At 62.7% G+C, this 24,981-nt stretch carries 13 protein-coding genes and 1 pseudogene; 12 read left to right on the plus strand and 2 right to left on the minus strand.

Translation table 11 applies throughout. From position 1 onward, the window contains the following. Positions 1-48 precede the first annotated feature (48 nt). Together IPF85_RS04110 and dnaA are read right to left on the minus strand one after the other, a co-directional pair. Positions 49-750 carry a hypothetical protein gene (locus IPF85_RS04110; protein ID WP_343406786.1) on the minus strand — a complete coding sequence of 234 codons (702 nt, stop codon included), beginning with the start codon at positions 748-750 and terminating at the stop codon, positions 49-51. Positions 751-763: 13 nt separating this feature from the next. Next, positions 764-2,182, minus strand: a complete 1,419-nt coding sequence (gene dnaA, locus IPF85_RS04115; protein ID WP_343406787.1) for a chromosomal replication initiator protein DnaA — start codon at positions 2,180-2,182, stop codon at positions 764-766. Positions 2,183-2,580: 398 nt separating this feature from the next. Between dnaA and dnaN the strand changes: the two genes are divergently transcribed. From dnaN to IPF85_RS04175, 12 genes and pseudogenes are all read left to right on the plus strand, one after another. Then, positions 2,581-3,765: a DNA polymerase III subunit beta gene (gene dnaN / locus IPF85_RS04120; RefSeq protein WP_343406788.1), complete on the plus strand. Its 1,185-nt coding sequence runs from the start codon at positions 2,581-2,583 to the stop codon at positions 3,763-3,765. A 224-nt stretch (positions 3,766-3,989) separates the two neighbouring features. Next, positions 3,990-6,155, plus strand: coding sequence for a UvrD-helicase domain-containing protein (locus tag IPF85_RS04125; protein WP_343406789.1), 2,166 nt, complete (start codon positions 3,990-3,992; stop codon positions 6,153-6,155). Between the two features lie 87 nt (positions 6,156-6,242). Beyond that, positions 6,243-8,696 (plus strand): ATP-dependent helicase, encoded by a 2,454-nt coding sequence (locus tag IPF85_RS04130; RefSeq protein ID WP_343406790.1) that lies wholly within the window; start codon positions 6,243-6,245, stop codon positions 8,694-8,696. A gap of 28 nt (positions 8,697-8,724) precedes the next feature. Then, a complete protein-coding gene (locus IPF85_RS04135; RefSeq protein WP_343406791.1) occupies positions 8,725-10,041 on the plus strand; it encodes a hypothetical protein in 1,317 nt (438 codons plus the stop codon). Positions 10,042-10,315: 274 nt separating this feature from the next. Beyond that, on the plus strand, positions 10,316-12,574 hold the full coding sequence (locus tag IPF85_RS04140) for an SdrD B-like domain-containing protein (protein WP_343406792.1): 2,259 nt from the start codon (positions 10,316-10,318) through the stop codon (positions 12,572-12,574). Positions 12,575-12,852: 278 nt separating this feature from the next. Beyond that, the gene (locus IPF85_RS04145; protein WP_343406793.1) at positions 12,853-13,935 is read left to right on the plus strand and encodes an AAA family ATPase; all 1,083 of its coding nucleotides are present in this window, start codon (positions 12,853-12,855) and stop codon (positions 13,933-13,935) included. Then, positions 13,935-14,567, plus strand: coding sequence for a DUF3226 domain-containing protein (locus tag IPF85_RS04150; protein WP_343406794.1), 633 nt, complete (start codon positions 13,935-13,937; stop codon positions 14,565-14,567). Before IPF85_RS04145 ends, IPF85_RS04150 begins: the two co-directional genes overlap by 1 nt. A gap of 193 nt (positions 14,568-14,760) precedes the next feature. Then, positions 14,761-18,321 (plus strand): annotated as a pseudogene (locus IPF85_RS04155) (helicase-related protein). Positions 18,322-18,346: 25 nt separating this feature from the next. Then, the gene (locus tag IPF85_RS04160) at positions 18,347-19,555 is read left to right on the plus strand and encodes an RNA-binding domain-containing protein (RefSeq protein WP_343406795.1); all 1,209 of its coding nucleotides are present in this window, start codon (positions 18,347-18,349) and stop codon (positions 19,553-19,555) included. A 3-nt stretch (positions 19,556-19,558) separates the two neighbouring features. Further along, positions 19,559-19,708, plus strand: coding sequence for a DUF1156 domain-containing protein (locus IPF85_RS04165; RefSeq protein ID WP_343406796.1), 150 nt, complete (start codon positions 19,559-19,561; stop codon positions 19,706-19,708). After that, a complete protein-coding gene (locus IPF85_RS04170) occupies positions 19,705-21,363 on the plus strand; it encodes an ATP-binding protein (protein WP_343406797.1) in 1,659 nt (552 codons plus the stop codon). Before IPF85_RS04165 ends, IPF85_RS04170 begins: the two co-directional genes overlap by 4 nt. Before the next feature lie 128 nt (positions 21,364-21,491). Beyond that, complete coding sequence (locus IPF85_RS04175; protein WP_343406798.1) at positions 21,492-24,734, plus strand: DUF1156 domain-containing protein; 3,243 nt, start codon at positions 21,492-21,494, stop codon at positions 24,732-24,734. Positions 24,735-24,981 lie beyond the last annotated feature (247 nt).

Here is a 24,981-nt window from a genome sequence, read left to right on the forward strand (position 1 = left end):
GGCCCGCGCCATGATAGGTCAGGCGTCACCGGCTGCGCTGCGGCCAGGCTAGGCAGTCACGCGGGGCTTGGCGTCTGGCCGCGTGGTCATGACCAGGAGAAAGCCGCCGAACATGATGATCGCGCCGAGCAATTCGCTGAGATACAAGAATTCAGGATGCCCCAGGCGGGTGAAGGCGCCGCCAAACGCAGGCGCTAAGCCACCAATCGCAATCAGCACATTGCCGATGACCCGGTTGCGCAGGATGTGCTTGCGCCAGAAGAGCCAGGCCGAATAGATGGCGCCGCCCACCAGGCCGATGGTGCCGTAGATGTTGAAGGGAATGGTGAGCAGCCGCGCGCCGCCCGGCGGCATGATCTGTTTGTACTGCAGGCTGACAGGCATGGTCGCGGAAAACGCGGCGCTGTCCAGCGGGGTGGCAAAGACCCGCCAGACCGCGTAAACCGAACCGAGCGCCAACAGAGCCATGAGCGCGTGCGGCAGCCAGGCCGGTTTGCGCACCAGGAGATACACGGTGCCCTGTCCCAGCCAGGCAGCCGTCAGCATGGCGCCGCCAAGATACCACAGATGAAACCAGGCGGCGCTCCAACGCAGCGCCAGATAGAACTCCGCAAAGGTGCCGATAGCGTACAAGATCAACCCCATGCCCCACAGCAGCAAATGCGCACCGCCGCGGTAAGCGTAGCGGTAGAGCACGAAGCCGGCAAAGACGAGGGTGACAACAGTGGAAATGAGTGATAACCAATTCATGAATGATACATGCCTATTTTGGGGCCACGAGTTGTGTACGCACGTCGGTGATCTGTTTGCGCACGGTCTCATCGTCGGCGAGCAGGTGGGTCACCTTATCCACGCCGTGGATGACGGTGGTATGATCGCGCCCGCCCAGGAGTTGGCCAATCTGCGGCAGCGACATGTCCAACTCGGTGCGCAGCAGGTACATCGCGACATGGCGCGGCCAGGCAATATTCTTGACGCGCGAGGTGCTGAATAAAACACCTGTTTCGACCTTGTAGTAGCTGCAAATGCACTTCAGGATACTGTCGGCGGTCGGCTTGGGCAGCGCCGGCGCCAGTTCACCCAAAATGCGCTCGGCCAGGTCGGTCGTGATGGGCCGGTGCAGCAATTGCGATTGGGCCACCACACGCGTGAACATGCCTTCCAACTCACGGATGTTGGTCCGCACACGATGCGCGATCAACATGAGCACATCGCCCGGCACCGGCACCGGCTGGTTGTTGGCCCTGGCCTGTAGAATGGCTACCCGTGTTTCCAGGTCCGGCGCCTTGACGTCCGCGGTCAGGCCGCCTTCGAAGCGCGAACGCAGGCGATCTTCCAGCAGCGAGATGGAACGCGGGGGGCGGTCACTGGAGAGCACCACCTGGCGATTGGCCGCGTGCAACGTATTGAAAGTGTGAAAAAACTCCTCCTGGGTACGCTCTTTGTCGGCAATGAACTGAATGTCATCAATCAACAACGCGTCACAGGTGCGGTATTTTTCCCGAAAGGCTTCCGTGCCTTGCGTGCGCAAGGCGCCGATCAGGTCATTCATGAAGGCTTCCGAAGAGACGTAGACGACGCGCAGCCCGCGCCGTTGCAGGTCGTGTGCAATCGCCTGCAGCAGGTGCGTCTTGCCCAGGCCCACGTCACCGTACAGAAACAGGGGATTGTAGGCCTCACCCGGTTTCTCCGCCACCGACTGTGAAACGGCATGCGCCAGCCGATTGGCCGAACCAACGATGAAGGCATCGAAGGTGTAGCGCGGGTTGAGCGGTGGTGATGACACCGCGCCGGAAAAAGCAACGCTTCTGGCGCCATGCCCGTTGCCATTGCGATAACCGGTTTCGGTAGTCTGCGACTCCCCATGCCTTGCTTCGACGTCAAGAAGCGGCCGTTCCGTAACTGCCGGCGGTTCTGACGCCTCGCGGTTGCGCACGACGAAACGCAGATCAATCCCGCGACCGACAATGGCTGCCAACGTGCGTCGCATGGTCGGGCCGAGCCGGTTCTCCAGCCAGTCCTTGGCATACGCGTTGGGGACGCCAATGACATACTCGTCCAGTTCACAACCAACGACGATTGTGTCTTTGACCCACGTGTCAAACGTGGCACGCGGCATTTGCAGCTTCAATTCACCCAGTGTTGCCTGCCAATGAACGGCAGGGGCCATACTATTGCTCATACAGGCCATCCCATACATTATCTGTCATTATCTGTCATCATCTGTCATCCGCCACGCTAACGATCTTTAACATTCTATCATGCCCTGCACGCTCGCGCAACCGCCCTTTTCAGGTCAAAAACCAGTGATTTTGGCTTTTTACGTCAAGTCGGTCACACCGAACATTTGTACTACACTACATCTAGGACAGACATCTTTTCCGAACGCAAAATAACTCCGATTTTCATTGCCCTACAGCAAAAACGCTACTTCTGTCATGCTCATAATTTTAAGGTTCTGTTTGCAACGGTCTTGCAGCGCCGCGCTGAAAGAAAGATTGGAGTAGATACCGGTTGTATGGTATACTTGCCCGCAATCTAGTCACTAGACGACACTCGTCACTCCAAGGAGGCTGTCACGTGCGTATCTCTTGTTTGCAGGAAAATCTGGCCAAAGGCCTTTCGATCGTCGGGCGAGCGGTATCCTCCCGTAGTACGCTCCCTGTTCTCAGTAATATCCTTCTCGCCACCGACCAGGGGCAATTGAAGTTGGCGGCGACCAACCTTGAAATTGGTATCAACTGCTGGATTGGCGCCAAGGTCGAGGATGAGGGAGCCATCACGGTACCCACCCGCATCCTGACCGAATTCGTCAACTCGCTGCCCACCGAAAAGATTGATCTGGACCTGGCGGTGCGCACGCAGACCCTCAACCTGAAGTGCGCGCGCTACGAGGCCAACTTCAAAGGCATTGATGCCGCCGAATTCCCTACCATTCCCACCATGGCTGACCGAGGCGAGACCGCGGTCATCGAGCTGCCGCCAGCCACCCTACGCCAGATGATCAACCAGGTTGCCTTCGCGGCTTCGACCGATGAGAGCCGCCCAACGTTGACCGGCGTCGAGGTGCGCTTCGAAGAAGAACGCCTGACCATGGCCGCGACCGATGGCTACCGCCTGGCACGACGCAGCGGCGGCATGGGGATGATCGGGGGCACGCGCAACACGGTGATCGTCCCGGCGCGCACCCTCAGTGAAGTGGCGCGCATCGTGAGCGACGCCAGCGACGAGCGCCCGGTTGAGGTCACCATCACACCCACGCGTAATCAGATCATGTTTCACGTCTGGGGCAGGGCCGACAGCAAGGGCGGCTATCACCAGGTTGACATTGTCAGCCAATTGCTCGATGCCACCTTCCCCGACTACAACGCCATTGTCCCGCGCGGCTTCAAGACCCGCGCCGTGTTAGACACCCAGGCGTTCTTGCGCACGGTGCGGATGGCCTTCCTGTTCGCCCGCGACGCGGCCAACGCCGTGCGCCTGCAAATCATACCGGCCGACGGCCTGAAGCCCGGCACCTTGACCATCACCGCAACCTCGGCCGAGCTGGGCGACAATGTCAGTGAGATGGACGCGTTGGTCGAAGGTGAGGCCAACGAGATCGCTTTCAATGCCAAGTACCTGATTGACGCCTTGTCTGCCATTGACACCCCCCAGGTAGCGCTGGAAGCCACCCGCTCAACGTTGCCCGGCGTGATTCGCCCGGTGGGCACCGGCCCTGAAGACTACACCCAGGTCATCATGCCGATGCAGTTGCAAAAGTAAACGTTCCGCCGGCCGAATGAATTCGGGGGGGGCCGCCGAATGAATTCGGGGCGAACGGGCGTGCCGCCGCAAGGTCGGCCTGCGCCGACCGGCCTCCGCGGCCACGCAGGTGGACGCCTGGCGGCACGCCCTTTAGGTGCGATTTCAATCGCTGAACTGATCTCCGATCCCCTGATCTCTGATCTCCGATCTCCGATCTCTGATCTCTGACCTGACCGCTGACTATGTCCGATTCTCACTCGCTGCCATCTCCCACCCAATCTACCCTGGCCGATCTGCCCGCGTGGGCCATCGAGGGCAACAAGGTCTTTCTGCACGGCCCGGCCGGCGTGGGCAAGACAACCCTGGGCGTTGCCCGCCTGCGCCATCTGTTGAGCCAACGCGGCGTCTCTGCGCGGCGTATCCTGGTGTTGACCCCCCAGCGCAGCCTGGCTGCCCCCTACTGGGACGCCCTGGCCGCGCCGGCCCTGGCGCGCAGTGGCAGTCAAGTCACCGTGCAGACCGTGGGCGGACTGGCGCGCAGCCAGGTTGAACTGTACTGGCCGCTGATTGCCGCGGATGCCGGCTTTGCCCATCCAGACCGGGAGCCTGTCTTTCTCACGTTAGAAACAGCCCAATACTACATGGCCGGGCTGGTGCAGCCGGTCATCGCCAGCGGTCGCCTGGATGCTGTGGGGCTTTCCCAGCCGCGCATCATCAGCCAGGTGCTCGACAACCTCAACAAGGCCGCGCTGGTCGGCTTTGCGCACACCGATGTGGCGCGCCGCCTGCAACGGGCCTGGCAGCACGATTCGAACCGCCTGACCGTGTACGAAGACGCGCAAGAACTGGTCAATGCCTTCCGCACGTTCTGCCTGCACAACAACCTGCTCGATTTTTCCCTGCAAATCCAGGTCTTCAGCCGCACGTTGCTCGCCAACGACTGGTGTCGTACCCAGCTCTTTCGCAGCTACGACCATCTGATCGCGGATAACCTGGAAGAGGACACGCCGGTCGCGCACGATCTGCTCAAACTCTGGCTGCCTGACCTGAAATCGGCGCTGCTCATCTACGATGCGGAAGCCGGCTATCGGGTTTTTCTGGGCGCCGACCCGGACTCGGCGCAACAGTTGCAGGCTGTCTGTACGCAAGCGGTGGCGTTGACCACCCATTATGTCTCATCCGACGATGTGCAGGCGCTGGCATTGGCCTTGACGCGCCAGCTCAGCACGCGCCCGGCGCCGGAGCCTGCGCCAGACCCCGCACCCGCGACCCCTGGCGTTGCCCGCGCCGCGTTCGACGTGGCCCTGCGCCGCTTCTATCCCGAAATGCTCGACTGGACGGCCGATACCATCGCCCATCTGCTGCATGAAGATCGCGTGCCTGCGGCCGAGATTGCCGTCCTGGCCCCCTTTGTCAGTGATTCCCTGCGCTTCTCGTTGATGGATCGCCTGGCGCAGCGCGGCGTACCGGCCCGTTCGCATCGGCCCTCGCGCGAACTGCGCGCCGAACCGGCCACCCGCTGCCTGTTGACCCTGGCCAGCCTGGCGCACCCCGGCTGGCAATTACCGCCGCTGGCCGCGGACGTGGCGCAGGCCTTCTACCTGGCGCTGGACGGCCTTGACCCGGTGCGCGCCCATCTGCTCAGCCGCATCGTTTACCGCGCCAAAGCGGGCGAAGCGCCCACGCTCACCTCGTTCGACATCATCGCCGGCAAGGCGCAGGAGCGCATCACCTACCGGTTGGGGCAGGCCTACGAACAACTGCGCCGTTGGCTGTTGGCTTACCGGGTCGAAGAGGTGCAGGCGCTCGATCATTTTCTCAGCCGCCTGTTTGGCGAGGTGCTGAGCCAGCCCGGCTTCCGTTTTCACGGCGATTTCGACGCCGGCCGCGTGGCCGCGCAGTTGATCGAATCCGCGCGCAAGTTCCGCTGGGCGGTGGCCGGCGTCGGACAGACCCCCCTGCTCGACATGGGGCGCGATTACCTGGGCCTGGTGGAAAGCGGGCTGATCGGCGCGCTATTCGTCGCCGGCTGGCAAGAGAATGAGGACGCCGTGCTGATTGCCCCTGCCTACACCTTCCTGATGCGCAACCGCGCCGTGCAGCACCAATTCTGGCTGGATGTCGGCAGCTCCGGCTGGGCCGAGCGCCTCGATCAGCCGCTGACCCATCCCTACGTGCTCAGCCGGCGCTGGAGTGAAGACCGGATCTGGACCGATGCCGATGAGGTGGCAACCAAACAGCAGAATCTTTATCGCCTGCTGGTGGGCCTCCTGCGGCGCTGCCGCACTCGCGTTCACCTGGGTATCACGCAGTGGGGAGAGCAGGGTTTCGAGCAGCAGGGAATGCTGGTGCAGGTATTGCAGCGCGTGCTGGGGCAGGGAGAAAAACCCCAGGGGGTGGGGGGCTGATGGGAGCGCCGATGGGAGCGCTGATGGAAGCAGGAGCGGTGACAAGCAGCCCGCCGCCCCGTTTCGTGCCGCGACCGGCGCAGGCGCGTGCTGGAATTTCGCGAGGGGCGCCTGGGAATCAGCGCGGTGCCGGGCAGTGGCAAAACCCAAACGTTGAGCTATCTGGCCGCGCAGCTCGTGCATGAACTGGCAACCCGCCGCGATGAGATCATCAACCCCTTCGAGACGCCCGAAGTGCTCATCGTCACCTTTTCCAACTCGGCGGTGGAGAACTTCCGCCAGCGCATTTCCCAAATCCTGAGCACAGAGTTCGAACTGCTGCCCAACGTGGGCTACCGCGTGCGTACGCTGCACGCGCTGGCCAACGACATCGTGCGTATGCGGCCGGCGCTGGCCGGGCTGACCGATGATTTTCAGATCGCGGATGAACGGGCGGCCCAACAAGTGCTGGACGAAGCCTTGCACCATCAGCTCAGCAATGAGCCGGCCGCGCTCGATTTTATCCTGAGCGGGGCACTCAAGGAATTTCAAGCGGCCACCGTCCGCCGTGAGAAATGGCCTGAACAGGCCCGCGATATCGCCAGCATGGTCATCCGTCGCGCCAAAGACCTGGAACTGACGCCGGTCGAACTGCGCGGCCGCCTGGGCAACCTGGAAGAGCCGTCGCGGGTGCTGCTGCGCCTGGGTCTGAACGTCTATGAGACCTATCAGCGCGGCCTGCAGATGCGCAACATGGTGGACTTCGATGATCTGCTTCGCCTGGCGCTGTTGACCCTGCGCCTGGCGCCCGATTTTCTGGAGCGATTGCGCCGGCGCTGGCCCTACGTGCTGGAAGATGAAGCCCAGGACTCCAGCCTGCTGCAAGAGAAGATGCTGCGCCTGTTGACCAACACCCATGAGCGCGGCACGCAAGGCGCGGGCGGCAGTCATTGGGTGCGCGTGGGCGATCCCAATCAGGCCATCAACACCACCTTTACCACGGCCGACCCTGCACATCTGCGCCAGTTCTTGCATGAGCCGGGCGCGCTGCGGCGCGATTTGCCCGACTCCGGCCGCTCCGCCCGCCCCATCATTGACCTGGCTAACTTCCTGGTAAACTGGACCTGCATCGCCCATCCGGTGGCCTGGCTGCGCCAGCATGCCTTCTTACAGCAGGCCATTCAGCCCACGTCGCTCAGTGATCCGCAGCCTAACCCGACCGAGAGTTTCACCTACCTCGATGAGCGTGCGCATACACCGGACGACGAGCTAAAGGCTGTGGCCGATTCGTTGAGCCGCTGGCTGCCGGGCCATCCTGACTGGACAGCGGCCGTGCTGGTGCCGGAAAACAGCCGGGGGTTTCAACTAGCCACCGAACTCAAGGCGCGCAACCTGCCCTACGAAGAACTGCTGCGCAGCAGCGCGGCCACACGCAACGTGGCTGGTAAGCTGGAGATGGTGGTGCGCTACCTGGCTGAGCCGGTTGAACGCATGCGGTTGGCGGATGTCTACCGGCAGGTGTGGTGGGCGCGCGGGCGTGGCGCCGAAACCGATGATGAAGCGCTCGAGGCCGATCGTGCGGCCGCAGCCGCGGATGTGGACGATACCCCGGACGTGAGTTCAGCGCCGGATGACCAGGGCGACGACGCCATGCCGGATACCCTGGCCGAATCAGTCCTGGTTGTGCCGCCGTTAGGCGCCGGGCCGTTGCCCCTGTCCGCGTTGAATCAGCCGCAGGCGCAGCAGGTCGAGAAGACCCTGCACCGCCTGACCAGCGTGGAGGATTTCCTCTACCCCGGCCCCGCGGGCGATTGGCTGGCCGCGCTGCGACCGGCCCTGGAGCAGCCGGCGATCATGGCCGATCTGCTGAACTTCCGCCAGGCCGTGCAGCGCTGGCTGCAGGCCGGCGTGCTGCCGATTGACCAACTCATCCTGACCCTGGGCCGTGAGCTGTTCACCGAGCCGAGCGAACTGGCGCTGACGCACAAACTGGCGCTGGTGCTGACCCACTTCGCCGAGACGCAGGCCAGCGCCCGCCTGCTGGAACTGGCGAACGAACTGCACATCATCGCGCGCAATGAGCGCCGTTTCCTGGGCTTCGACACGGCCGACACCGGCTACCAACCCAAAAAAGGCACGGTGACCATTGCCACCATGCATGCGGCCAAGGGGCTGGAATGGGATCGCGTCTACCTGATGGCGTTGAACAACTACAGCTTTCCCGCCGCGCAGCCGCACGACTCCTATCAATCAGAACCGTGGTACGCGCGTGATGCGCTCAATCCCCAAGCCGAAACCATCGCCTTGCTGGAAGCGATTCTCGACGATGATGCGGCCGGCTACGTGGAGGGCGCAGCCTCGGCGCAGGCACGGTTGGCCTACGCGGCCGAACGGCTGCGCCTGTTCTACGTCGGCATCACACGTGCGCGCAAGGATCTGATCGTCACCTGGAACATCGGTCGCTTTGGCGTGCAAGACTCGGCGCGGCGCAATCAGGCCGCGGCCGCCTTCACCGCGCTGCACGAACACTGGCGCGTGCGGTTGAAGAACAAGACATCGTAAGCAAAGTAATCGAAGAAAGGTAAAAAGAATGCGTTCGATCATCACCATTTGCTGCCTGGTCGGCCTGGCCGCGGCGGTATTGACAGCAGGACAGGGCGACGCGCAGAGCGTCCCTCCGACCGGCCCGGCTGTCGCGGGCACGTGGCAGTTGCAGTACAGCCATCCCCATGCGGAGGCCACGATGCGCGGCGTCAGGATGCTCAACAACCAGGTCGGTTATGCCGTCGGCGGCTCCGATTGGTACCCAGGCAACGGCGGCGCGTTCGGCATCATCCTGAAGACCACCAACGGCGGCGCCACCTGGACCGAACAGGCGCATCCGGCCACCGGCTGGCTGCACGGCCTCGACTGCCTGGACGCGGACACCTGCTGGGCGGCCGGTCAGTACGGCTACATCCTGCGCACCACCAATGGCGGCACGACCTGGGCGCTGTCACAAACGCCCGACTACGGCGGTTGGCTCTACTCCGTGGGCATCGTCACACCCAACACCATCCTGTTGGGCGGCACCCAGGGCGAGGTTTTCCGATCCACCAATGGGGGCGCAAGCTGGCAGTTGTTTGATGCGGACGGCGGGCCTGGCGGCGTGGTGATGTGGGACTTTGCCTGTTTCGACGGCAGCACCTGCTACGCAGCGGCCAACGGCGCCAAACTGTACCAATCGTTCGATGGCGGCCTGAGCTGGAGCTTTCACTTCGCCACCGGCGCCGACAACACCGCCATTCACTGCTTGAGCAGCAGCCAGTGCTGGATGGCCGGCGCCACCGCGTCGCATGGCACGGTCTACTATTCGGCCAACGCGGGCGGAACGTCACCCTGGGATCAACAGACGCGCAAGTCAGACAAGAAATTCTTCGGCGTCACCGTGCTGGCCAACGGCGTGGGCTGGGCCGCCGGCGGCGAGGGCACCGACCCGAACTACGCCGGCGCGCTGGCCTACACCGAAAACGGCCAGGACTGGGACAGCATTGCCGCACCGGCCGGATCAAAAGAATTCTGGGACATCGAATTGACCGATGAGTTCCACGGCTGGCTGGTCAGTCATGATGGCAGCATCTACAGCTACGTGCCGGCCGCCACCCCAACGCCCACCGCCACCGATACGCCGACGATCACGCCGACGCCGACCGCCACGCCCACGCGCACCCCCACGCCCACGCCGACTCGCACGCCGACGCCCACCTGGACGCCGACGGCCACGGCTACCTTCACCGCCACGCCCACCGCTACGCCGTCGCCCACACCCACCGAGACGCCATCGCCCACCCCCACGGAGACGCCATCGCCGACGCCAACCGCCACCCCAACCCCAAGACCCTACTTTTTCCCGATCATCTGGCGCTAACGCGACGTGCATCCCCTCAATTTGTAGGGGCGTACCCTTGCGGTCGCCCACTTGCGGTCGCCCACTTGCGGTCGCCCACGCGGGCAGGCGCAAGGCCATGCCCCTACCGCGATGGGCACAGATGACAGTTTTGTCACCTGACAGGGGCCGATCTTCATCTGGCGTTAAGACGATGGGGACATAATGGGTGGCCGTGGCAAACGATGCACAAGAAAGTACAGGCAGGCGCCGGTCGGCGCCTGCCTCAACTTGCCCCAACTCATGAGGTTTGACTGTGAAACGATGGCAACTGACTCTACTCACGCTGTTGAGTACGCTTATCTTGCTGGTCCTGCTGGCCTCCGTGGTCTTTGGCCAGACCGCACCCGAAGATGCCAGCGCGCCCGACATCCCCCTGCCCTGGATGAACGATCCGGGCATTTACATGATCAACCACAGCGGCGATGCGGACCCGGCGCGCTACTCGCTGGCCGGCAATCTGCGCACGTTTGACTGGGGTGAGCTGAACCCCGGCAACGGCGTTTACAACTGGGCGCTCGTAGACGATTACCTGGCGGCCGTCGCGTCCACCGGCAAGCGCGCGGCCATTGGCATCAGCACCTACAACGGCCGCTGCTGCGGCGGCATCAACGGCACGCCGGCCTGGGTGTGGCAGAGCAACGCCAACGCGGTGGTCATCACCTCGTCCTGCGAAATCTCGCCCTCCGGCGGCTGCCCCGACGGGCTGTGGCGCGTGCCGCGTTACTGGTTCCGCAGTTACCTGAATCCCTACGCCACTTTCATCGCCGCCCTGGGCAACCGCTACAAGAACGATGCGCGCGTCGAATGGATCTCCATGGGCTTTGGCACCTACGGCGAAAATAAAGCTGGCGGCAACCAGGGTGAAATTGACGCGCTCATCGGCGCCGGCCTGACGAAGAGCCTGTGGATGAGCACCACCAAAGAGATCATTGACGATTATGTCATCAGCTTCCGCACCGGTTCCAGTCTGCAGAAGGGCGTCTTTGCGCAGATTGCCCCCTACACCTTCACCGAGGCCGAACGCTGGGAGCTGGCAAACTACGCCGTCCCGCGCGGGGTTGGTATCTCCCTCAATGGCCTGGTGCCTGACTTCAACGAGGCCTGGCGCGGGTCAACCACCTGCAGCAACACGAACTTCTGCGGCATGTACGACACCGTCTACCAAAACTACACCTCGGTGCCCATCGCCTTCGAGACCTACCAGTACATGCTGTGCAATAACACCGAGGTGTATTGGGGCATGTTGAGCGGCATGGACAAGAAGGCCGACGTCATGCGCCTGAACGATGATCTCTTCTTCAACCGCGATGCCGGCAGCGGGCTGATCGTAGACAACATCCCCAACCTGGAGGTCTTCTCCTGGATGAAGGATTACGTGGGCAAGAACGCGGCCAACACCCCCAACGTGTGGGTGGCGATGCGCGAACATCGCAACCCCACCACCTACTGCTATGCGGCCAGCGAGCAGACCTACTACCCGCAGGTGGGCAACTACAGCTTCTACCTGACCCAGGAAGACAACATCTCTGGCGGCCGCACCGTGGCTGAAACCAACCTCACCGGCGTCGAATATCTCGGCTGGTGCGGGGGCGCCAATGACCCCAATGGCAACCCTTACCCCTGCCACAACAGCCCCTACAACGCCAATCTACCGGCCGGTCGTGAAGGCTGGGTGGCGCGGCGCACGGACCAGGTGGGCGGAAACCCGTACATGTGGTTCAAGGTCAGCGATGGCTACTACTTTGCCGGCAGCGGCACGATCCGCATCGCCGTCACCTACGCGGACCTGGGAACCGATACCTTCAAGATCGAGTACGATTCCACCAGCGGTCTGCGCGATGCCATCGTCGAAGGCACCAATCAAGCTCTCGTCACCAAGACCGACAGTCATACCTGGAAGACGGCCGTTTTCCTGGCGGCTGATGCGCGCATGGCGAACACCCTGAACGGCGGCGCGGACTTCCGCCTGAACAGCCGTAGCGACGGCGATGAGCACATCCACCTGGTGATGGCCTCCAGACTTTCCACCACCTATATCGGCCCGCCGCCGACCTTCACGCCATCGCCCACACCGACCAAGACGCCCACCCCCACGCGCACGCCCACGGTCACTCCCACCAACACCCCGACGCAAACGCCCACCCCCACCGTCACGCCCACCCCCACCCTGACGCCGACGCCCATGCCGCAGACCGGGCACCTGGCCGGCATCGTGTTCAACGACCTCAACCGTAATAATCTGTTGGACGCGGGCGAGCCGCCGTTGGCCGGCGCGGTCATCAAGCTCAAGCGTCCGCCCAACACCCTGGTCACCACCATCATCAGCGGCAACGACGGCTCCTACACCCTGCCCGACATCAGCGCCGGCGCCTATCTGCTGGAAGAAGTGCCGCCGCCGCTCTACGCCGGCTGGCAGCAGGTCGGCGTGCAGGTGCAGGCAGGCAACACCTTCTTCTACAACTTCCCGAACGTCTACGCCCCGCCGGTGTACATCCCCTGGCTGCACCGGTAGCCTGGCCGACCCCGCGCCCGGCAAGCTGAAGAGTTCCCAAAGGCCCGGCTTCTCGTAGAAGCCGGGTTTCTTTTGCATGGCAGAAACCCGGCTTCTCATCCGAAGCCGGGTTTCTTTTGCGGGGCCGATGTGATGCCGGTATAATGGAGACCGTCACGCGGGATTCATGAGCCGTCGCTTCGACGAACTTCGATCCCTGGCGCATACACTCGAGGCCTATTTGAAATGCACCAGACCCCACTGGCCAAGGACAAAGAAGTCCCTTTGGAGGTGTTCTAATGATCTACACTCTTAGAATTACGAATTTCCGATGTCATCATCAAGCCGAGCTGCATGGTTTGAGCAGAATCAACCTGCTGCTGGGCAAGAACAACTCCGGCAAAACGGCTGTACTGGAAGCCTTGTTGCTCCTATCGCTACCTGGCAATCCGCGCGATGTCATGGTACGGCTGAACGAGTTGCGCGGTTACGGCCCTGGCGCGGATCAGGATGAGATTATGGAATCGCTGTTTCACAACTGGGATCGAACTCAGGAAATCAGCCTCGAAGCCACCGATGTGGCCGGCGCATTTCCACCCAGGACCAAGGAGATGCCAGGATGGAGAGAGCTGCGGATCAAGGCAACGTTTGGAAGCAGGCGGGAAAATGGCTCAGGCGGGGTGCTGGAGAGCGCCAATATGATCGGCGCAACCCAGGGTCTGGCATTTCAATATCGTTCGCCCGTGACATCGGTCGGCCGTACCGTCACGGATTTGACACAGAGAGCCAGTCGCCAAACTCTGACAGATCTGGAGGATGCCAGCGCTGTCGTGTACATCCCGGCCCGCAGCGTGCCCGATGCGCAGACAGTTGCGCAGCGTTTCAGTCGCCTGGAGATTGCGCGGCAGCATGAGCCGGTTGTCGAGGCGCTGCGTGTGATCGAGCCACGACTGAGGCGACTGACCGTAGTTGCTACGCGCGGGGGCAGCGTGCTGTACGGCGATTTAGGCGCGCAGCACCTCATGCCGGTACCTCTGATGGGCGATGGCATGATACGTGTGTTATCCATTGCGCTGGCATTGGCGGGGAGCCAGAATGGCATGGTTTTGCTGGATGAGGTTGAAAACGGCCTGCACCATTCAGCGTTGCCGGGAGTATGGCGGATGATCGCGCAGACGGCGCGACGCCTGAATGTCCAGGTTTTTGCAGCCACCCATAGCGACGAGTGCATCCGCGCGGCCCATCGCGCCGTGGTCTCTCTGAATACTCGTGAGGATCTGCGGCTTTGTCGCTTCGACCTGACAGAGCAAGGCACTCGCGTGGTAGACTATACTGCTGATGAACTTGCTACGGCGATTGAGTCGGAGCAGGAGGTCCGCTGATGGACAAGAAAAATGAGATCCAGAAAACGAAGCTCCTGTTGGTTGAAGGCAACCACGAACGTGATGTCTTCGAGGCATGGCTGAAAGATCTCAAACGCAATGATATCCAGATTATGCCAATCGCCGGGAAGACACGTTTACGTGAAAATCTCCAATCACTGGTCAAACAGTCAGCGTATCCCACCGTAATGAATCTGGTCGTGGTGCGAGACGCCGACGACAACCCCGTAGCGGCCTTTGTCTCCGTACAAGATGCGCTGATAAACGCCGGGCTGACGGCACCGAAACAGCCGTGGCTGCTAACCGAAGGAGTCATACCTCGCACCGGCATTGTGATCGTTCCCGACTCCGACCGGCAGGGCGCGCTTGAGGAACTGCTTCTGGCAACCGTGGCGGATGATCCGCTGGCGACTCCGGCGCACGCCTTCATCGAGAGCGCAGTCGCGACACTGACACAGTCCGGCCATCGCCAGCCGCCGCCAGCGCACCGCCGCAGCAAGGCCGAAATTCACGCCTTCCTGGCTACACACAACGAACCGGATCGAGATCCCGGAAAGGCTGCTTTGGCCGGTGTGTGGCGTTTCGACCATGAATCGTTGAAGGCGCTCGCCGAGCTTCTGGCAGCGATGTAAATTAGCGCCAAACGCGAAGGCCCACGCTATGAGCAGGGGGAAGAAACGATAACGCTGGTGCGGCCTAACGGCGCTGGCAAGAGCAATTTCCTGGATGCGCTGCGCTTCGTAGCCGATTCCTTGCGAACGTCGCTTGACCACGCGCTGCGCGACCGCGGCGGAATCAATATAGTTCAGATCGGAGCTTACCGGCATGACCCAACTCGAACAACTCCAGCCCAACGTCGCGTTGCGCGGCATCTTGCCCGACGCGCTGGTCACGGTGGTCAGCGTGCAGTGGTTCGGCTCCGAGGCGCTGGAGCTGACCTATAAGACGGCGACCGGCCGGGTGGCGAACGAGCTGCTCTATCGCCACGACGAGGCCCGCCTCGAGGTCGTGGAGCACGGCCGGCCCTGGAGCTTCGACGGCGACGGCGCACGCTTCCGCCTGGTCTCCGAGGCGCAGCGCATCCGGCTGGCGCACCTGTTCGACCCGGTGCTGGCGGTGCACACCTCCGTCGTCGAGCCGCTGCCGCACCAGATCACGGCCGTCTACGAGACGATGCTGCCGCGCCAGCCGCTGCGCTTCCTGCTGGCCGACGACCCCGGCGCCGGCAAGACGATCATGGCCGGCCTGCTGATCAAGGAGCTGATCGCGCGCGGCGATCTGCAGCGCTGCCTGGTCGTCTGCCCGGGCAGCCTGGCCGAGCAGTGGCAGGATGAGCTTTACCGTCGTTTCCACCTGCCCTTCGAAATCCTCACCAACGACAAGCTCGAAGCCGCGCGCACCGGCAACTGGTTCCTGGAAACCAACCTGGTCATCGCCCGGCTCGACAAGCTCTCGCGCAACGAGGATGTGCAGCAGAAGCTCCAGGCGCCCGACTGCCGCTGGGACCTGATCGTCTGCGACGAGGCGCACAAGATGTCGGCCTCGATCTTCGGCGGCGAACTCAAGGTCACCAAGCGCTACCGGCTGGGCCAACTGCTCTCGACCCTCACGCGGCACTTCCTGCTGATGACGGCCACGCCGCACAACGGCAAAGAAGAGGACTTCCAGCTCTTCATGGCGCTGCTCGACGGCGACCGCTTCGAGGGCCGACCCCGCGACGGCGTTCACGCGGCCGATGTCTCGGACCTGATGCGCCGCATGGTGAAGGAGCGCCTGCTCAAGTTCGATGGCACGCCGCTCTTCCCGGAACGCATCGCCTACACCGTGCCCTACAAACTCTCGCCGGCCGAAGCGCACCTCTACAGGGCCGTCACCGACTACGTGCGCGAGGAGTTCAACCGCGCCGAGGCGCTGCAGAACGACAAGCGCGCGGGCACGGTTGGCTTTGCGCTGACCATCCTACAGCGGCGGCTGGCATCCTCCCCCGAAGCGATCTACCAATCGCTGCGCCGGCGGCGTGAGCGGCTGGAGGGGCGCTTGCGCGAACTGGAGTTGTTACAGCGGGGCGCTGCCGCGGCGATCGCGACAGATAGCCCGGTGCTCGACGCCGACGACATTGACGACCTAGAAGAAGCGCCGGAGAACGAGGTCGAGACCGTCGAGGAGGAGATCCTCGACCAGGCCACCGCCGCCCGGACGATCGTCGAGCTGAAGGCCGAGATCGCGACCTTGAAGCACCTGGAAGCGCTGGCCCTGGGCGTCCGGCGCAGCGGCACAGACACCAAGTGGCGCCAGCTTGCCAGCCTGCTGGGCGAAATTTTCACGCCCGCGGCCATTGCCAACCGCCTGGCAGAGCAGGGGCGCCTGCCGGGCCCCATCCGGTCTCCTCGCCCCGGCAGAAGCTGGTGCTCTTCACCGAACACCGCGACACGCTCAACTACCTGGAGCAGCGCATCACCACGCTGCTCGGCCGGCGCGAGGCGGTGGTGATGATCCACGGCGGCATGGGCCGCGAGGAGCGGCTGCAGGCGCAGGAGTCGTTCCGCCACGATCCCGAGACGCAAGTGCTGCTGGCCACCGACGCGGCGGGCGAGGGCATCAACCTCCAGCGCGGCCACCTGATGGTGAACTACGACCTGCCCTGGAACCCCAACCGCCTCGAGCAGCGCTTCGGCCGCATCCACCGCATCGGCCAGACCGAGGTCTGCCACCTGTGGAACCTGGTGGCCGAGGAGACCCGCGAGGGCGACGTCTACCGCCGGCTGCTGGAGAAGCTGGAGCAGGCCCGCCAGGCCCTGGGCGGCCAGGTCTTCGACGTGCTCGGCAAGCTGCAATTCGAGGGCAAGCCGCTGCGCGATCTGCTCATCGAGGCGATCCGCTACGGCGATCAACCCGAGGTGCGCGCCCGCCTGACGACCGTGCTGGATCATGCGCTGGATCGGGAGCAGTTGCAGAACCTGCTGGAAGAGGGCGCGCTGGCCCGCGATGTGATGGACGCCAGCCGCGTCTTTCGCATCCGTGAGGAGATGGAGCGCGCCGAGGCCCGCCGCCTGCAGCCGCACTACATCGAGTCGTTCTTCCAGGAAGCCTTCCAACGCCTGGGCGGCACGGCCCGGCAGCGCGAGCCGCGCCGCTACGAGGTGACCCACGTGCCGGCGCCGGTGCGCAACCGCGACCGGCTGATCGGGATCGGCGAGCCGGTGCTGCCGCGCTACGAGCGCATCGTCTTCGAGAAGGAGCTGATCGCGCCGCCCGGTCAACCGCCGGCCGCGTTCGTCTGTCCAGGCCATCCGCTGCTGGATGCGGTGCTCGATCTCACCCTCGAACGACAGCGCGATCTGCTCAAGCGCGGCGCGGTGTTGGTGGACGAGCGCGACCCCGGTACGCAGCCCCGCGTCCTTTTCTACCTGGAGCACGCGATCCAGGACGCCAGCCTGACGCGCAGCGGTGAACGCCGCGTCATTTCCAGGCAGATGCTTTATGTCGAACTGGCCGCTGACGGCACGGCGCGCCATCTGCACTACGCGCCCTATCTCGACTATCGCCCCTGGCCGAGGGCGAACCGGGCGTGGACGCGCTCCTCGACCGGCCGGAGTGTACCTGGATCACGCGGGGCCTGGAACAGCAGGCGCAGGGTTACGCCATCGCCCATGTCGTGCCGGAGCACCTGGCCGAGGTGCGCGGCCCCAAGCTGGCGTTGAACGCCAAGACCGAGGCCGCGGTCAAGGATCGGCTGATGAAGGAGATCACCTACTGGGATTACCGCGCCGAGCAGCTCAAGCTGCAGGAGCAGGCCGGCAAGCCGAATGCCCGGCTGAACTCGGGCGAGCGCGCAAGCGCGCCGACAATCTGCAAGCTCGACTGCAGAAGCGGCTGGAGGAGTTGAAGCTCGAAGCCCAGATTTCGCCGCTGCCGCCCGTAGTGCTCGGCGGCGCGCTCATCGTGCCGTTGGGGCTGCTGGCGGCCATGAACGGGCGGAGCACGCCGGCGCCAGCCGCAACTGCCGATAAGCAGGCCGCGGCCGCCCGCGCCCGCGCCAGCGTGATGGCGGTCGAGCGCGGCCTGGGTTTCGCGCCGAGCGACCGCGAGTTCGAGCAGCTCGGCTACGACATCGAGAGCCGCGTGCCCGGCACGGGCAAGCTGCGCTTCATCGAGGTGAAGGGGCGCATCACCGGCGCGGAGACGGTGACGGTCACCAAGAACGAGATCCTCTACTCGCTCAACAAGCCGGACGATTACATTCTGGCGCTTGTCGAATTTCTGAGCGATAATACGCAATGCGTCCACTACCTGCGCCGGCCGTTCAACCGCGAACCGGACTTCGGCGTGACGAGCGTGAACTACGATTTTGCCGGGCTGCTGGCGCGGGCGGGGGCGCCAAGATGAAGCTCAAACCAAGAGGCAATCTATTATGTTGAGCCAAGAACAACTCCAAACCATGCTGTCCGAACTGGAGTCCGATCGCGTTGAGCGCACTGTGTCTACCAATAACACCGACAAATTCGGACAGGCCATCTGCGCCTTCGCGAATGATTTCCCCAATCATCGCCAGCCCGGATACCTCATCGTTGGCGCAAGCGACGACGGGCGCCCCAACGGTCTTTCTGTCACCGATGATTTGCTTCAGAACCTCGCCGCGTTGCGCTCCGACGGAAACATTCAACCGCTCCCGGCCATCACGGTGAGCAGACACTCCTTGCCGGGTGGCGATCTGGCGGTGGTCGAAGTTCTGCCTTCGGACCTGCCCCCGGTGCGCTACAAAGGCAGAGTCTGGATTCGCGTTGGCCCTCGTCGCGCAACCGCCAGCGAGCAAGAGGAGCGTATTCTCAGTGAGCGGCGCATTTCCTACGCCAGGTCTTTCGATGCCTTGCCTTGCCTGGAGAGCACGCTGGCCGATCTCTCCCAGGAACGCTTCTATCTTTCCTATTTGCGACGCGCCGTGGCCGAGGAGGTGATCGTTGAGAACCAGCGTCCGTTCAAGCTGCAACTCGCCAGCCTGCGTTTGTTCGATCTCAAGCAAGATTGTCCCACCCATGCGGGTGTCCTGCTCCTGGCAGATGAGCCTACCTACTACTTGCCGGGGGCTTACGTTCAGTTCGTGCGGTATGCCGGCGGTGAAATGAGCAGTGATGTGATTGATGAGAAGCGGGCGATGGGGGATTTGCACACGATCCTGCAAACCCTCGACCTCCTGATGGATGTCAACCTGCGCCAGCATCCTGTGCCGGTGAGCGCGCTGCGTGAGGCAATGATCAGCGACTACCCCAAGGTTGCTGTGCGTGAACTTCTTATCAATGCCATCATGCATCGCAATTATCAATCGAACGCGCCCGTGCGTTTCTACTGGTTCCCCGATCACATCGAGATCAACAACCCAGGCGGGCTTTATGGCGAGGCGTCCCCGAAGAATTTCCCGTACGCCGTTGGCTATCGCAATCCGGTCATCGCTGAGGCTATCCGCGTCCTGGGGTACACAAATCGCTTTGGACAAGGGGTGCTGCGCGCACGCAAAGCGCTCGAAATCAACCAGAGCCCCCCAGCCAAGTTCACCTTCGATCCGCACTGGTTCTCCGTGCGGATCGAAGCCCGTGCCGCCAACGGCGTCCTGGGCCAGGAATGACGCATGTCCACCACCCGCAAGAAACTCATCGAAGTCGCCCTCCCCCTCGACGCGATCAACACCGCGTCGGCGCGCGAGAAATCCATCCGAAGGGGTCACGGCCATCCAAGCATGCTGCGCCTGTGGTGGGCACGCGGGGAGGCACCCGGATGAACATTGATCTGCCCCAACTCCAAGCTTGGCTGAGCGCCGGGGAAGACGAGCACCTGGAGTTCAAAGAGGCGAGGAATCGCTACGACTTCGAGGAACTGGTCAAGTATTGCGTGGCGCTTGCCAACGAGGGCGGCGGAACGATGATCCTGGGCGTCACCGACAAGCGCCCCCGGCATATCGTCGGCAGCCAGGCTTTCGCCGATCTGGAACGTACCAAGGCCGGCCTGATCGAGCGGCTGCGGCTGCGCGTGGATGTTGCAGCCCTCCAGCATCCCGACGGCCGCGTGATCGTGTTCAGTGTCCCCTCGCGCCCTATGGGGGTGCCGATCCAATACCACGGCGCCTACTGGATGCGCGGCGGCGAAGACCTGATCCCGATGACCCCCGATCTGCTCAAGCGCATTTTCGATGAGGCTGGGCCGGATTTCTCGGCGGAAATCTGCCCCCGTGCGACTTTGGCCGATCTCGATCCTGCGGCCATCGGCCACTTCCGCGCCATGTGGCAGCGCAAGTCGGGTAACAAAGCCCTGGAAGCGCTTCCTGTCGCGCAACTCTTGGCGGACGCTGAACTGGTGGTGCGCGGCGGCGTGACCTACGCCGCGCTGGTGTTGTTTGGCACGCGCCAGGCACTCGGTCAATACCTGGGCCAGGCGGAGGTCATCTTCGAATACCGTTCGAGCGATGTCACTGGCCCGGCCGCCCAGCGTGAGGAATACCGCCAGGGCTTCTTTTTGTTCCAGGACGAAATCTGGCACAAGATCAACCTCCGCAACGACAAACAGCATTTTCAGTACGGCTTTGTCATGCTGGACGTGCCCACTTTCAACGAGGCCGCGGTGCGCGAAGCTATCCTCAACGCCGTTAGCCACCGGGATTACCGCCTGCCGGGGTCGGTCTTTGTGCGCCAGTACCCCCGCCGTCTGGAAGTCGTGAGTCCGGGCGGGTTTCCGCCAGGTATCACCCTCGAAAACATCCTCTGGCGGCAGGCGCCGCGCAACCGGCGGATCGCTGAAGCGTTTGCGCGCTGCGGCCTGGTTGAGCGGGCGGGTCAAGGGATGAACCGGATCTTCGAAGAGTGCATCCGCGAGAGCAAGCCGCAGCCGGACTTCCGCGAGAGCGATGAATACCAGGTGGCGCTCACCCTTCACGGCGAGATTCAAGACCCACAGTTCTTACGTTTTCTGGAACAGGTTGGCCAGGAACGGCTGGCAGCGTTTGTCACGCAGGACTTCCTCCTTCTCGATCTGGTGCACCGGGAGCAACCGATACCTGATCTGCTCCGCGACCGGCTGCCTTTCCTGGTTGACCAGGGCTTGATTGAACGTACCGGGCGCGGCCGCGGTGTGCGCTACATGCTATCGCGCGCTTTGTATACCTTTCTGGGACAAGGTGGGGTCTACACGCGCCAGCGCGGGCTGGATCGAGAGACGAACAAGGCGTTGCTGTTGAAGCACATCCAGGATAACGCACAGGAGGGCAGCCAGTTAGCTGAGCTGATCCAGGTTCTGCCTGCGCTCTCAAGTGACCAGGTACAGTGGCTGCTGCGCGCATTGCAGGCCGATGGGCATGTCCATAAGGTCGGTCACACAAAAGGCGCCCGCTGGTATCCCGGCCGGGAGAAAATCGAAACCGGTGACATAGAGGCGCCGTCGTGATCGTGCTCGGACGCCGCCAGCCTTTTCCGCCCGCGATTGCGCAGGAATTACGTGATAATTGCGTGTTGCGCAATTATGACACGTAATTGCATAAGCAAACCATGAGCAAACTCGGCCCAGGAAACCACATGACCTACAAGAAGAAACTCATCGAAGTCGCCCTCCCCCTTGACGCGATCAACGCCGCGTCGGCGCGGGAGAAATCCATCCGTCACGGCCACCCCTCGACGCTGCACCTGTGGTGGGCGCGGCGACCGCTGGCCGCGGCGCGGGCGGTGATCTTCAGCCAGATGGTGGACGATCCGTCCGAACATGCCGAGCTGCTGCTGAGCGACCCGGACAAGCGCCGCGCGGCCAACCGGGAGCTGACCAAGCGGCGCAATGCCTGGAGCAAGCGCAAAACTGCGCACGATGAAGCCTACCAACAGGGCAATCACGCCGCGCCCGACCCTGGCCCGGAGCCGACCCTGCCAGAGTGCGCCGCCGACCTCGAGCGGGAGCGGCTGTTCGAGATCATCCGGCAACTCGTGCTGTGGGAGAACACCACCAACGAGACGGTGCTGCAGCAGGCGCGCGACGAAATCTGGCAGAGCTGGCGCTACACCTGCGCGGAGAACGCCGATCACCCGCGCGCCCGCGAGCTCTTCGACCGCCACAAGCTGCCCGCGTTCCACGATCCCTTCGCCGGCGGCGGCGCGCTGCCGCTGGAGGCGCAACGCCTGGGCCTCGAAGCCTACGCCAGCGACCTCAACCCCGTGGCGGTGCTGATCAACAAAGCGATGATCGAGATCCCGCCCAAGTTCGCCGGCAAGCCGCCGGTGCATCCAGGAAGTAGGAGAGAGGAAATAGGAAATAGGCGTGAGGAGGTAGGAAATAGGCGTGAGGAGGTAGGAAATAGGCGTGAGGAGGTAGGAAATAGGCGTGAGGAGGTAGGAAATAGGCGCGGCGCTAAAGGGGCTACTTCCTCTCTCCTATTTCCTATCTCCTACCGCGGAGCGGCGGGCCTGGCGGAGGATGTGCGCTATTATGGGAAGTGGATGCGCGATGAGGCGGAGAAGCGGATCGGGCATCTGTACCCGAAGATCGAGATCACGGCGGCGATGGCGCAGGAGCGGCCTGACCTGAAGCCGCTGGTGGGGCGCAAGCTCACGGTGATCGCCTGGCTGTGGGCGCGCACGGTGAAAAGCCCCAATCCCGCCTTCAACCAGGTGGACGTGCCGCTCGCTTCCACCTTCATGCTCTCCACCAAGCCGGGCAAGGAAGCGTATGTCGAGCCGGTGATGGTAGGAAATAGAAGTGAGGAGGTAGGAAATAGGGGGGGCAGCGCTTCCCCTACTTCCTATCTCCTATCTTCTACCTCCTACCTCCTACCTCCTACTTCCTCGCCCGGCTACCGCTTCACGGTGAAGGTGGGCAAGCCGAAGGATGCAGAGGCGGCGAAGAATGGCACCAAGTTGGCGCGGGCGAATTTCGCCTGCGTGATGTCCGGCGCGCCGATTTCCGGTGATTATATCAAGGCCGAAGGCAAGGCTGGACGCATGGGCGCGCGGCTGATGGCTATCGTGGCTGAGGGCGAACGCGGACGCGTGTACCTCCCGCCAACGGTCGAGCAAGAAGCAATAGCACGCTCGGCAAAGCCAGAGTGGAAACCTGAGGTGACGATTTCTGGTAGTACACAGTATCTCGGAGTGAAACCCTATGGCATGGAGCAGTTCTCGCAACTCTTTACCGGCCGCCAGTTGGTACTGCTATCAATGCTCGCCGAATTGGTGTATGAGGCACGCGCGCGAGTGAAACGCGACGCCGTTGTTGCTGGCCTGTCTGATGATGGTCGTAGTCTCGATAGTGGCGGTGATCGTGCAACCGCTTATGCAGACACCGTGGCTGTCTACTTGGGAATCGGAGTGAGTCGCCAGTCGAATCGTTCTGCAACGCTCAATTTCTGGGATAACGCTGGTGGAATGGTTCAACAGGTCTTTGCTCGACAAGTCCTGCCTATGACTTGGGACTTTGCAGAAGGCAATCCTATGAGTAGTTCTACGGGCAACATTATTGGACAGTTTGAGTATATCACCAACGCGATGCTTAGGCTGCCTCAGGTCGGTTATGGCGAAGCCTCGCAAGCAGAAGCCACAACACAGACCATCAGTGTGGGGAAGATCGTGTCGACGGATCCGCCCTATTTTGACAATGTACCGTATGCTGATATCTCGGACTTCTTCTATTTGTGGATGCGGCGTTCACTGAGTGCAGTTCTACCGAACCTCTTTGCAACCATGACTGTCCCGAAGACTGATGAATTGGTGGCGTTTGCCTACCGACATGCCACCAAGAAAGATGCTGAGCGCTTTTTCATGAGTGGTATGACCCGCGCGATGCATCGCCTTGTGGAACTAGCTCATACTGGTTTCCCTGTCACGATATACTATGCTTTCAGACAATCTGAGACGGAGAGCGAAGGTACCGCCTCAACTGGGTGGGAGACCTTTCTTGACGCCGTCATTCAGGCGGGGTTTGCGATCAGTGGTACCTGGCCAATGCGTACAGAATATACTAGCAACCTCAAGACCAACCGTAATGCCCTCGCCTCCAGCATCGTCCTCGTCTGCCGCAAACGGCCGGCCGACGCGCCCACTGCCACGCGGCGCGAGTTCGTAGCCGCGCTCAAGGCCGAATTGCCGGTCGCGCTGGTTCACCTCCAGCGCGGCAACATCGCGCCGGTGGACCTGGCGCAGGCGGCCATCGGGCCGGGCATGGCGGTCTACACCCGCTACGCACGGGTGCTCGACGCCGCGGGCCGGCCGCTCACCGTGCGTGAGGCGCTGGCGCTCATCAACCAGACCCTGGACGAGGCGCTGGCCGAGCAGGAGGGCGACTTCGACGCGGACACCCGCTGGGCGCTGGCCTGGTTCGAGGGGTCCGGCTTCGCCGAGGGCGAATTCGGCGTGGCCGAAACCCTCTCCAAGGCCAAGAACACCAGCGTCGCCGGCATGGTGGACGCGGGCATCCTGAAATCGAGCCACGGCAAGGTGCGCCTACTCAAGCCGACCGAGCTGCCCGCGGATTGGGACCCCGCCACCGACAAGCGCCTGACCGCCTGGGAGGCCGTGCATCAGCTCGTGCGCGTGCTCGAAACCAGCGGCGAGTCGGCCGCGGCCGCGCTGGTCAGCAAGCTGGGCAGCCAGGCCGAGCCAGCCCGCGAGCTGGCCTATCGGCTCTACACGATCTGCGAACGCAAGAAGCGCGCCACGGAAGCTTTGGCGTATAATAGTCTTGTACAGAGTTGGCCGGAGATCACGCGGTTGGCGCGCGAGAGGGGCGCGCCGCGCCCCGAGCAGGGCGAGTTATTCGGACAGGATGAACGGGATTGACAGGATAACGAACAACCCATCCTGTTCATCCTGTAAATCCTGTCAAAGACGGAATAGGACACGCTATTCGGACAGGATGAACAGGATTGACAGGATAACGAAGAATCCATCCTGTTCATCCTGTAAATCCTGTCAAAGATGGAATAGGACACGCTATTCGGACAGGATGAACAGGATTGACAGGATAACGAAGAATCCATCCTGTTCATCCTGTAAATCCTGTCAAAGACGGAATAGGACACGCTAT

Source organism: Candidatus Amarolinea dominans (genome assembly GCF_016704685.1).
Classification (GTDB): Bacteria; Chloroflexota; Anaerolineae; order SSC4; family Amarolineaceae; genus Amarolinea; species Amarolinea dominans.

Excerpts from the sequence above, each read along its gene's own strand:
- IPF85_RS04110 (WP_343406786.1), bottom strand. The coding sequence starts at position 750 with ATGAATTGGTTATCACTCATTTCCACTGTTGTCACCCTCGTCTTTGCC.
- dnaA (WP_343406787.1), bottom strand. The coding sequence starts at position 2,182 with ATGAGCAATAGTATGGCCCCTGCCGTTCATTGGCAGGCAACACTGGGT.
- IPF85_RS04125 (WP_343406789.1), top strand. The coding sequence starts at position 3,990 with ATGTCCGATTCTCACTCGCTGCCATCTCCCACCCAATCTACCCTGGCC.
- IPF85_RS04135 (WP_343406791.1), top strand. The coding sequence starts at position 8,725 with ATGCGTTCGATCATCACCATTTGCTGCCTGGTCGGCCTGGCCGCGGCG.
- IPF85_RS04145 (WP_343406793.1), top strand. The coding sequence starts at position 12,853 with ATGATCTACACTCTTAGAATTACGAATTTCCGATGTCATCATCAAGCC.
- IPF85_RS04150 (WP_343406794.1), top strand. The coding sequence starts at position 13,935 with ATGGACAAGAAAAATGAGATCCAGAAAACGAAGCTCCTGTTGGTTGAA.
- IPF85_RS04160 (WP_343406795.1), top strand. The coding sequence starts at position 18,347 with ATGTTGAGCCAAGAACAACTCCAAACCATGCTGTCCGAACTGGAGTCC.
- IPF85_RS04165 (WP_343406796.1), top strand. The coding sequence starts at position 19,559 with ATGTCCACCACCCGCAAGAAACTCATCGAAGTCGCCCTCCCCCTCGAC.
- IPF85_RS04170 (WP_343406797.1), top strand. The coding sequence starts at position 19,705 with ATGAACATTGATCTGCCCCAACTCCAAGCTTGGCTGAGCGCCGGGGAA.
- IPF85_RS04175 (WP_343406798.1), top strand. The coding sequence starts at position 21,492 with ATGACCTACAAGAAGAAACTCATCGAAGTCGCCCTCCCCCTTGACGCG.